The sequence below is a fragment of the Halorubrum tibetense genome, assembly GCF_042661865.1.
Lineage (GTDB): Archaea > Halobacteriota > Halobacteria > Halobacteriales > Haloferacaceae > Halorubrum > Halorubrum tibetense.
In genome coordinates this window covers 1-9,987 of record NZ_JBHSWW010000103.1, presented here as the reverse complement: position 1 = coordinate 9,987, position 9,987 = coordinate 1, and the positions used below count along the sequence as shown (strand labels likewise).

General features: G+C 65.9%; 10 protein-coding genes and 1 pseudogene. 5 read left to right on the top strand and 6 right to left on the bottom strand.

The features are described 5' to 3' along the window. Positions 1 to 346 precede the first annotated feature (346 nt). Positions 347 to 973, top strand: a complete 627-nt coding sequence (locus ACFQEU_RS08470; protein WP_379781152.1) for a thymidine kinase — start codon at positions 347 to 349, stop codon at positions 971 to 973. A 5-nt stretch (positions 974 to 978) separates the two neighbouring features. Here ACFQEU_RS08470 and ACFQEU_RS08465 read toward each other — a convergent pair whose 3' ends face one another. From ACFQEU_RS08465 to ACFQEU_RS08455, 3 genes are all read right to left on the bottom strand, one after another. Next, positions 979 to 2,160, bottom strand: a complete 1,182-nt coding sequence (locus tag ACFQEU_RS08465) for a hybrid sensor histidine kinase/response regulator (protein ID WP_379781150.1) — start codon at positions 2,158 to 2,160, stop codon at positions 979 to 981. A 129-nt stretch (positions 2,161 to 2,289) separates the two neighbouring features. Further along, entirely contained in the window at positions 2,290 to 2,577 is a 288-nt protein-coding gene (locus ACFQEU_RS08460) for a hypothetical protein (protein WP_379781148.1), read from the bottom strand. Between the two features lie 65 nt (positions 2,578 to 2,642). After that, on the bottom strand, positions 2,643 to 2,939 hold the full coding sequence (locus ACFQEU_RS08455) for a ubiquitin-like small modifier protein 1 (protein ID WP_379781146.1): 297 nt from the start codon (positions 2,937 to 2,939) through the stop codon (positions 2,643 to 2,645). A 234-nt stretch (positions 2,940 to 3,173) separates the two neighbouring features. On the opposite strand from ACFQEU_RS08455, the gene ACFQEU_RS08450 reads away from it, so the two are divergent. The 3 genes from ACFQEU_RS08450 to ACFQEU_RS08440 all read left to right on the top strand — a co-directional run bounded on the left by ACFQEU_RS08450 (position 3,174) and on the right by ACFQEU_RS08440 (position 7,345). Continuing rightward, entirely contained in the window at positions 3,174 to 4,580 is a 1,407-nt protein-coding gene (locus ACFQEU_RS08450; protein ID WP_379781144.1) for a class II fumarate hydratase, read from the top strand. Between the two features lie 413 nt (positions 4,581 to 4,993). Then, complete coding sequence (locus ACFQEU_RS08445) at positions 4,994 to 6,109, top strand: hypothetical protein (protein ID WP_379781142.1); 1,116 nt, start codon at positions 4,994 to 4,996, stop codon at positions 6,107 to 6,109. Between the two features lie 30 nt (positions 6,110 to 6,139). Next, on the top strand, positions 6,140 to 7,345 hold the full coding sequence (locus ACFQEU_RS08440) for an outer membrane protein assembly factor BamB family protein (protein WP_379781140.1): 1,206 nt from the start codon (positions 6,140 to 6,142) through the stop codon (positions 7,343 to 7,345). Between the two features lie 83 nt (positions 7,346 to 7,428). Here ACFQEU_RS08440 and ACFQEU_RS08435 read toward each other — a convergent pair whose 3' ends face one another. Together ACFQEU_RS08435 and ACFQEU_RS08430 are read right to left on the bottom strand one after the other, a co-directional pair. Continuing rightward, positions 7,429 to 7,758: a hypothetical protein gene (locus tag ACFQEU_RS08435; RefSeq protein WP_379781139.1), complete on the bottom strand. Its 330-nt coding sequence runs from the start codon at positions 7,756 to 7,758 to the stop codon at positions 7,429 to 7,431. A gap of 197 nt (positions 7,759 to 7,955) precedes the next feature. Continuing rightward, the gene (locus ACFQEU_RS08430; RefSeq protein WP_379781137.1) at positions 7,956 to 9,239 is read right to left on the bottom strand and encodes a tRNA pseudouridine(54/55) synthase Pus10; all 1,284 of its coding nucleotides are present in this window, start codon (positions 9,237 to 9,239) and stop codon (positions 7,956 to 7,958) included. 57 nt (positions 9,240 to 9,296) lie between these two features. On the opposite strand from ACFQEU_RS08430, the gene ACFQEU_RS08425 reads away from it, so the two are divergent. Next, a complete protein-coding gene (locus ACFQEU_RS08425) occupies positions 9,297 to 9,719 on the top strand; it encodes a DUF5830 family protein (protein WP_379781135.1) in 423 nt (140 codons plus the stop codon). A 14-nt stretch (positions 9,720 to 9,733) separates the two neighbouring features. Here ACFQEU_RS08425 and ACFQEU_RS08420 read toward each other — a convergent pair. After that, a pseudogene (locus ACFQEU_RS08420) lies at positions 9,734 to 9,987 on the bottom strand (DUF7115 domain-containing protein); the annotation flags it as partial.

Here is a 9,987-nt window from a genome sequence, read left to right as displayed (position 1 = left end):
CCGCGCTGATGGTCGGGTTCTTCGCGCTCGTCCCCCTGCCGCGGGCGGTCGGGCTGCCGCGACAACGACTGGCCCCGGTTCGGCGTGATTGGGCCGTCTGTGCGGTGACGTACGTCGTCGTCGCCGTGGCCCTCGTCGCGGGCGCCGACGCGCTCCTCGCCGGGGCGTAACGGCGCGTGTGGACGGGGACGACCCGGCGGACGCTACCTCCGAGACGGACGCCCGTCGCTGGGGAAAACTGGCTGTCCGTCACCGGGGGGAACTGGACGCCCGTCACCGGGTGAGAACCGAGCGCGCCGACGGCGGGAGAGAAACCGTTTAGTCGCTGGCAGGTGCCCGTTATCGCATGCACGCGATCACCCGAACCGGGTGGATTGAGGTCATCACCGGGTCGATGTTCTCCGGGAAGACCGAGGAGCTCCTGCGGCGGCTCCGCCGCTCGGAGATCGCCGGTCAGTCCGTCGCTGTTTATAAACCCGCGGTCGACGACCGATACGGCGAGACGACGATCGGAAGCCACAACGGTCGCCAGTGGGAGGCGACTGTGATCGACAACGAGGGAGACGGTCCCCGCGAGATCCTCGATACGGCTCCGGATGCTGAGGTCGTCGCCATCGACGAGGCCAACTTCTTCTCGCCGGCGCTCGTCGATGTCTGTGATACGCTCGCGAACCGCGGGGTGCGAGTGATCGTCTCCGGCCTCGACCAGACGTTCCGCGGCGAGCCGTTCGAGCCCGTCCCGGAGCTGATGGCGACCGCCGAGTACGTCGACAAGCTCCGGGCCATCTGCTCGCAGTGTGGCGAGCCCGCGACGCGGAACCAACGGCTCATCGAGGGCGAGCCCGCTCACGTCGACGATCCCACGATCCTCGTCGGTGCGGAGGAGTCCTACGAGGCGCGGTGTCGCGCGTGCCACGTGCTCCGGACCGGCGAAAGCGGTCGACACGAGCCACGACCCGGGGACGACGACTGAGCCCGTTACGCCTGCCTGTCCGCGTCCTGATACAACCACAGGTGGCCACGCCCCTCGGGGAGGTCGATCGGTCGGTAGGACCGAAGGAGCGCCCCCTCATCCGCGAGCGGGAGCCGCTCACCCCGGACGGGCTCGGCCGCGTCGATGACCCGATCGATACCCGCGAGGAACGCGTCGGAGTCCCTGAACCGGTCGCTCACCTCGCGGGCGAACGCCACACAGTCAGTCCCGGTGACGTCGGTAGACGCGGCGTCCACATCGAACAGGTCGAGTAGCCGGTCGTTGGCCGCCAGCACGTACCTGTCGGCGTCCTCGACGAGCACCCCATGGGGGAGGGTGTCGAACACGGACGACAACACCGCGTTCGTCCGCTCGACCGCGCGCTTCCGTCGCTCGCGGTCCGTGATGTCCTCGAACTGTGAGAACACGCGTATCACCTCGCCGTCGTCGTCCGTCACCACCTGATTGTGCCACGCGCACAGGATCCGGTCCCCGTCCGCCGTGACGTTCTCGTTGACGCTGCGGTAGCCGCCGCGGTTCGCGAGGAGCTCCCGCTCGATCGCCGCGACGGCGCGTCGTTGGTCCGTCGGGACGAACGGCATCCACGTCCCCTCGACGAGCGTCTCGGCGTCGTAACCGAGTATCTCCTCGGCCGCGGGGTTCGCTCGGACGATCCGGAACCCCTCGTCGTACTCGATAGTTCCGAGCGGGGACTGTTCGATGAACCGTGAGAGGCGTTCCTGGCTCGCCGCAAGCGCGCGCTTCGAGCGGTACTGGTCGACCGCGTTGCGGACGCGGTTCGCGAGCACGGTGTACTGATCCGCACCGCCCGCCTTCTGGAGGTAATCCGTGGCACCGGCCGCGATCGCGTCGCTGGCGATCTCCTCGCTCCCCTTTCCGGTGAACAGGACGAACGGGAGCTCCGAGTCGCGCTCCCGGATCCGATCGAGAAGCTCGAGGCCGCTCACCCCCGGCATGTCGTAATCGCTGACGACGCAGTCGAACGTCGTCGAGTCGAGCGCCGCCAACGCCGTCTCACCGTCAGGCTCCGAGCGGACCTCGAACGCGTCGTCGATCCGTTCGAGATACGTCGAGACGAGATCCCCGAACGCCTCGTCGTCGTCGACGTGGAGGACCCGTATCCGCGATTCGGAGTCCACACCGTCTCCGTCAGCGGGCGCGTGCATGACGGAGATGTCCGACGGACCTGAAATATAGTTTCGGGTGACTCGGGTCGGATCCGCGGGGGTGAGAGGTCGACCCGCGGGAGCGAGGGGTCGACCCACCGAGTCTCGAACGACCGGGAACTCAGCGATTCAGCGGGTCGCGGCGTCGACGCTCGCGGTGTCGGGGGTCGCGGCGTCGTCGCGTGCCGCGTCGGCGTTCGTCGCGCGGGCGCTCCGAGCGGTTCGGAACAGTCCGATCAGGCCGAAGAGGACGAGGATCGCACCCTCGATCCGAACGACGGTCCGGAACCACGAGCGTGGCTTCACCGCCGCCGTGTCACGGTACGCGGCGCGGGTGAACGCGTCCACGAAGACGCCGGGCAGGAGCGTCTCGAGCAGTCCGACGATACCGACGACGAGGTAGACGAGGGCGCGCATACCTCATCTTCGACGGGTGTCGTCAAAAGCGATGCGGCGGGGGCGGCTCGGCGTCGAACGGCCCTTCAGGTTCGCCCCGCGGTACAGCCGCCGTAGACGGACGGGATCGTACGGACCACGTCGCCCTCCTGGACCGGGGTATCGAGGCCGTCGAGGTGTCTGAGGTCCGTCCCGTTCCGCGTCACAACGGTGCTCCCGGCGAACCCCCCATCGCCATCGACCAGGCGACCGGCGAGTTCCGGATAGCGGTCCTCCAGCAGGGCCAAGAGCTCGCCGTAGGTGTCGGCGTCGATGTCGAGTACGACCCGATTTCCGTCGACCGCCTCGCGGAACGGTCCGAAGAACCGACACTCGATCTCCATACGGGGGATTCGACCGGCGTCGACTTCGGTCCGTCGGTTGGGGTCGACGTCGGTTCGTCTGGTAGGGTCGACGTCGGTTCGTCTGGTAGGGTCGACGTCGGTTCGTCTGGTAGGGTCGACGTCGGTTCGTCTGGTAGGGTCGACGTCGGTTCCCAGATCCGGTGACTACGGTCCGCGTCCCGTCGTCCGCCGCCATCCAGTAGACTTTACCACGTCTCCGGAGAACGAGCGCGCATGGGCGAGGACTACCGCACGGAGGAGGACAGCCTCGGCGAGATGCAGGTACCGGCCGACGCGTACTGGGGCGCACAGACCCAGCGAGCCGTCGAGAACTTCCCCATCTCGGGGATCACGTTCGGACGGCGGTTCGTTCGCGCGCTCGGCGTGGTGAAGAAGGCGGCGGCGCAGGCGAACCGCGACCTGGGCCTCCTCGAGGCGGACACCGCGGACGCCATCGCCGCCGCCGCCGACGAAGTGATCGCCGGCGAGCACGACGACCAGTTCCCGGTCGACGTGTTCCAGACGGGGTCGGGAACCTCCTCCAACATGAACGCCAACGAAGTGATCGCGAACCGCGCGGCCGAGATCGCCGGCGCGGAGATCGGCGACCGGGTCGTCCACCCCAACGACCACGTCAACTACGGCCAGTCGTCGAACGACGTGATCCCGACGGCGATGCACGTCGCCGCTCTCGAAGCCGTCGAGAAAGACCTCATACCCGCCCTCGAAACCCTCCACGCCGAGCTCGAGGCAAAGGAGGCGGCGTTCGACGGCGTCGTCAAGACCGGCCGCACCCATCTCCAGGATGCGACGCCGGTCCGGCTCGGCCAGGAGTTCGGCGGCTACCGAACGCAGGTCGCGAAGGGGATCGACCGCGTGGCGGGCGTCCGGTCGAGCCTCCGCGAGCTCGCGCTCGGAGGGACGGCGGTCGGGACCGGCCTCAACACCCATCCCGAGTTCCCCGAGCTCGCCGCGGAGTACATCTCCGACGAGACGGGGACGACGTTCCGCGAAGCGGACAACCACTTCGAGGCGCAGGCCGCCCACGACGCCATGGGAGAGGCGCACGGCGCGCTCCGCACAGTCGCTGGCAGCCTCAACAAGATCGCCAACGATCTCCGGCTGCTCGCGTCGGGCCCTCGAAACGGCCTCGGCGAGATCGAACAGCCCGAAAACCAGCCCGGCTCCTCGATCATGCCGGGGAAGATCAACCCGGTCGTCGCCGAGTCCGTGAACCAGGTCCACAAGCAGGTCGTCGGCAACGACGCCGCGGTCTCGGCCGGGGCGGCGCGCGGCGAGCTCGACCTGAACCTATATAAACCGGTGCTCGCGTACAACTTCCTCCAGTCGGCCGAGCTGTTGGCGAACGCCGCCGAGACGTTCGGCGAGCGCTTCGTCGGGAAGCTGGAGGCCAACGAGGAGCACTGTGCGGAACGCGTCGAGGAAGCGATGGCGCTGGCGACCGCGCTGAACCCCGCGATCGGCTACGACAAGGCCTCGAAGGTGGCCAAGCAGGCGCTCGACGAGGGGAAGACAGTTCGACAGGTCGCCGTCGAGGAGGGATACCTCACGGAGGCGGAGGCCGACGAGGTGCTCGACCCCGAAGCGATGACACACCGAGTCATCCTCGGCGGCGACTGAACGCCGCCGAGCGGACGGGTGGGCCGTCGGTGGCGTTCGCGCCGAGGTCGTCACTCACGGATCAACAGCCGACACCAACACCGCTCGTCTACTTATAAATAGCCGACACCGACATCGCTCGATCACTTATATACGGTTACGCTCTTGTGAAGCAGATTGTTGATATTGCTCGCTTCAGAAGAATCGGAACAGAAACCAGTCGCTTGAGCGCCTGAAGTCTGGAATCCCATTCAATTACGAAGAGCGTGAAACCGCAAGAAGACTCTACATCAACAATGTACTACGCAAGAGCGTATACAGAAAACCGGGACGAAGCGCGCTCAAACACGCCATCAAAGCGACGCTGTGAAATCAACAATGTGCTACACAAGAGCGTAAGATATATAAATCCTAATTTGTGGTTTCTCACTGTCATGTCCGACAGCAGACTCACCCGGAGAACTGCACTGGGACTACTCGGACTGGGCGGCGCGACCGTACTCTCCGGCGTTGCGGCCGGCGAGAGCCGGGAAGATGAAGACCCGTTCACCCACGAGAACGGAACCCCAGTCGTGCGTATGAGGTCGGAATCGACAATCCCGTTCGAACAGATCGCCGATGCCCGGCAGGCTTTCGTCAATCGCCACGGAGAGCTACTCGACGCAGCCGTCGATTCCCCGGCGTTTGCACTGCCCGAAACGAACCGCGAGGATATCGTGGCGTACAACCTCGTCCTGGATGGGGCTCCCCGGGAGTACTTTGGTTACTATCACGAACGTTCGGATCGATCCGGACGGAGTCGCCGCATCGAACACGTCCACGACCGCGCCGACGACCATATCGATCGGCAAACTGGCGGTGCCTCGGGAGTGGGGGCGATGGGTGACGTCGATACGACGACTACTGGGGACTTCGACGACTGGGTCACGATCGACGATGTCGAAGAGGACCACGTTAGTTCGACCGGAAACCTCTATCTCAATGCGACCTGCCACCGGAAGCACTCCGACTCGGAAGAGAACGACGCGTACGGGTTCGTTTCCTTCGCTGAAATGGGTGGGGGCGGGCTCACGGCACCAGACGATACGATCCGGAACGTCGGGCTCGAAGTGGAACACGACTGGGCATCCAACGCGGACATGAGCAACGGCGACCGATACCCGAAGAGCAAGCTCATTGGAACACACGGAGAGTCTTGGGAGGTCGGGGTAAACATCTCGTGGCCGCCCGGAATCACTGCGTCCGGTGGGGGATACTACGAACAGGCCGACGTACAGACACTCGACGAGAGCGACCCGTGGGCCAACTACGGCAAGTGGGTCGTCGAAATCGAGAGTGATCACACACAGGAGTTCACCGCGCACCTGGATCCGGTGTCTGCCGCCGACGTCGACCGGACCGACTGCGTGAACCCGCCGCACAGTCCGCCGATCCAACCTGTCGGGCACGTCATTGCGACCGGAGAGTGGGTCGATATCGACCCGAACGATCCCGACACCTACCAGGAAACGCACTCGATCGGATTCAACGACGGTGGATCGACCTGCTGAACTGAAACTATGCCAATCCGACGAACCATTTTGGCTTGCGCTCCGTTCGCTCTCGCTGGCTGTCTCAGTCGTTTTGAGAGTGGAGAAGGCGATAGCGAACCGGGATCGGATTCCGGCAGCAGCGACCAGACCAGCGGATGGACGACGTACCGCGGCGACGTCGCCGCGACGGGGCGGGCAGACACGACCCTGTCCGAGTCGTTCGAGGTCGAACGGCTCTGGGGCTGGGACGACCCGATAGCAACACCACCGGATCACCCGCGGCTCGCGCGGTCTACACCGGGCGTCGTCCCCACCACCGACGCAGTGTACGCGACTGCGGCCGACCCCGAGTTCGCGCCGGTAGCTGTCGATCGGACGGATCCTGGACTGCGGTGGACGCTCGACGACCTCACCGACGCTCGCGACGGCGAGTACGACCGGACGCCGACGCCCGTCGTTGCCGACGGGGACACGTTCGTTCACACCAGCTACCGGCTGTGGCGAATCGACGACGGTAACCCGGTCTGGGCCCAGGATACCGGCCTCTGGGTCGGCGACGAACTGATCGGTGATCGGTCGGAGCTGTACACCACGACCGCGGTAGCGCGGATCGATCCGGAGGGAGGAGAGACGATCGACACCGAACGCGCTCGGGAGTCTGGATCGACCGCGGGGCTGGCAGTCGGATCCGATGGCGCAGTGCAGGCCCTCCGGGTCGGTGACACACCCGACGGTCTGCTCGTCGGATACGACGAGCGCTGGAACGTCGACTGGGAGATCGAACTCCCCGGCCAGCCACCCCGGCGCGCACCCGCTCTGTGGGACGGAACCGCTGTCGTCGTCGCCGGCGGTGAGACGATCGGTGTCGACATCGCAGACGGTGAACTCCGCTGGCGGACCGACGACCGGGGGTTCCGGTCCGGCGTCGCCGTCGACGGGGAGGGGACGGTGTACGCTCCCCACGAAACCGACGTCCTCGTCGCCCTCGACGGTCCCGACGGAACGCGACAGTGGAGTTCGGAGGTCGATAGACCGCTCGAAGCGTTCGTCGGTGACCAGCAGCACGTCTTTCCGCCGATCGTCGCAAACGACGCAGTCGTACTCGGCGGTCCCGGCGGGCTTGCCATTTTCGACCGTGCAAGCGGTACCCTCCGCTGGCACGAGGACCTCGCGCTGGCTGGCGCGCCGGCAGTCGCGTTCGGGGACGTGTATACGATCACGGAAGCGGGCGTAATCGCTATCAGGGGTCAGTAGTATCGGCACCCGATTCTCTGTTCTGGTCCTCCTCCACTACCGAACTCGCTACCACGGGTTCGGACCTCCTGTGGCGGCGCTATTCAGGAAGCGATCAGCGTTTCCTCGACGATGATGGTCTCCGACGGGATATGAATGACCTGCACCATGACTGAACTCCCTGCCTGCAGATCACAATCCCCGCTGGTGATTCTGAACTGTATCTTATCACCAGGGCCAAACGGGTTGGGTCCATCTCTATGCAGTGCAGAATCCGAATCGAGGCCAGGGAATGACTCATCGAAGAAGCTCTCTCGGTCATCGTCGATGTTGTTATCGGTCAGTCGCGCTTCGTCTGATGGTAAATTGATCAGCCGGCCAAATTTTGTTCCGTCTGCACACTCTGCTGTAACGGATATTTCGATCTCATCCACTTGTACATTGAATGAGATTCCAGACTTCAGGCGCTCAAGCGACTGGTTTCTGTTCCGATTCTTCTGAAGCGAGCAATATCAACAATCTGCTTCACAAGAGCGTATACGGTTAACATCGACATCGCTCGATCACTTATATACGGTCGCTCCGCCACACTGTTCATTCGCTTCACCTCTCGAAGCGCGGACCCGTCCGGTCAGTCCCGGAAGAACGCCTCCCGCTCGAACGGCTCCGATTCGCCCTCGACCGCGAGTACGTCGAGGGCGGTGACCGTCGCACCAACCCCGAGGAGTCCCGCGAGGCTCGGCTCCGTCCGGCCCTCGTCGCTCGACACGAGCTCTTTTATATACAATCCGCCAGCGCCGTGGATCTCCACGATAGCGTGGCGCGGGTCGACGAGCTCGGCGTCGGCTTCGTACACGTCACGCTCGCGGGTCAGGCTCGCTCGCCGATGGTCGACACGGTTCGGCGTGTACTGCTCGACGGTCGCGCCTTCGAGCGTCGCGATCGCGTCCGCGAGGTCCGACTCGCTCACGTCGTCGTCGAAGGCGACCTCCGCACGGTAGCGCTTCGAGGCGTCGAGCTCCTTCACCCGCTCGACCATGTCGTAGGTCGCCAGCCGGAGCCCCTCGACCTCGACGGCCCCGTCGGCGAACGCGTTGATGTCGGCCTGGAGCCGGTCGACGTCGGCCCGGCGGCGACGCGGCTCCGCGATCTCAACCACGAACGGTCGGCCGGTGCCGAGCATCCGCGCGTCGACGTCCTCGCGGCCCGCCCCGTGGAACGTCGCCTCCGTCCCGTCCAGCACGTCCTCGATCACCGGCGCGGTGAACTCCTCGACGCTGTCGTCGTAGAGGTATCCCGACCCGCCGCAGTGGTCACACGGTTCGTGGCCGGCCACCCCCGAGCCGTGACACTCCCGACAGGGCCACTCGGTCTGCGGGATATCACGCTCCAGCTTGCGATAGCGGCCGTACACGAACGTCGAGTTCACTTTCGTGTCCAGCGTGTCCTCGCCGAGATCGATCGTGAACTGGACGTCCGGGCGGTCGAAGGAGACCTCCGCGTCGGTTAGCCGACCGAACCGTTTGCCGACCTCGCGGTTGAACTCGGATTTGAACGGCTCGCCCGCGTCCGACGCGACCCCCGCCTCCTCGCGCAGTAGCGTCTCGTTCTCCTCGATCAGCGGCGGGGGACGCGTTCCGACGTTGTACGTCGCGAACTCGACATCCGAAACCGCCTCGACGGCGCGCTCGGCCCACGCGTCGAACGCGGCACAGTACCCCTCACACACCCAGCAGTCCGCCGTGTCGACCGGCTCGAAGTCGACGTCGTCGCGGAGTGCGAGCGCGGTCCGCAGCGCGGACCCCCGATCGGCGTTCGACAGCCCGAAGCTCCGATCGGCGACGAGCCGGCCCAGACAGGCGTCACACACCGGCCCGGTCGCGATCGCGCGGTTGGCGACCTCCAGTACGTCCATATCCGCACCAGTCGGCCGCGCGGTAACTGTCTTGCTGTCCGCGGTCACGACGGCGGGATGTCGACCGAATTTATACGACCCCCGTCCGTTCGGACGAGCGTGAGTGGGTCGGCGAGCCGGGAAGAGAAACGCGAGCTCGGAGTCGAGCTGCTGGCGAACCTCGAACACGACGAGCTCCCGCTCGCGGACGCGATCGACCGGATCGAGACGGTGACGACGAGCCCTTCGCTCACCAGAGAGATACTCGACGCCGCCGAGAAGCGAGGGGTCATCGACCGGGAGAACGCCCGGCTTCGAGTCAACCGGGGCGGGACGTACGTCGACTACGACAGCCAGGTGGTCTCCCGCGAGGGGGAGTTCGAGTGTCGTCGGTGTGGCGCGTCGATCACGACCGGGCACTTCGTCCGGCTGGACGCCGGCGAGCTGGGGCCGTTCGGCTCCTCGTGTGTGCGGAAGGTGACCGGCCGCGACGCCGACTGATCGGAGGCGGTCGCTCAGCGACCGCGCCGGAGCTCCTCGATGAGTCGCTCGATGAGCTCCGACTGCCGGTCGAGGCGCTCGGACTGTGCTTCCACTGCCTGTCGGAGGGAGGCGACCTCCGCGGCGAGGTCGTCGTCCTCGACGCCGGCGCTCTCGAAGGGCGACCCCTCGAACGCGTCCGGTTCGTCCGGGGCAGCGTCGGAGCCTGTCCCCGGCTCGGACGGATCGCCGCCGAACGCGTCCTCGAGCGGGTCCGACCCGACCGAGG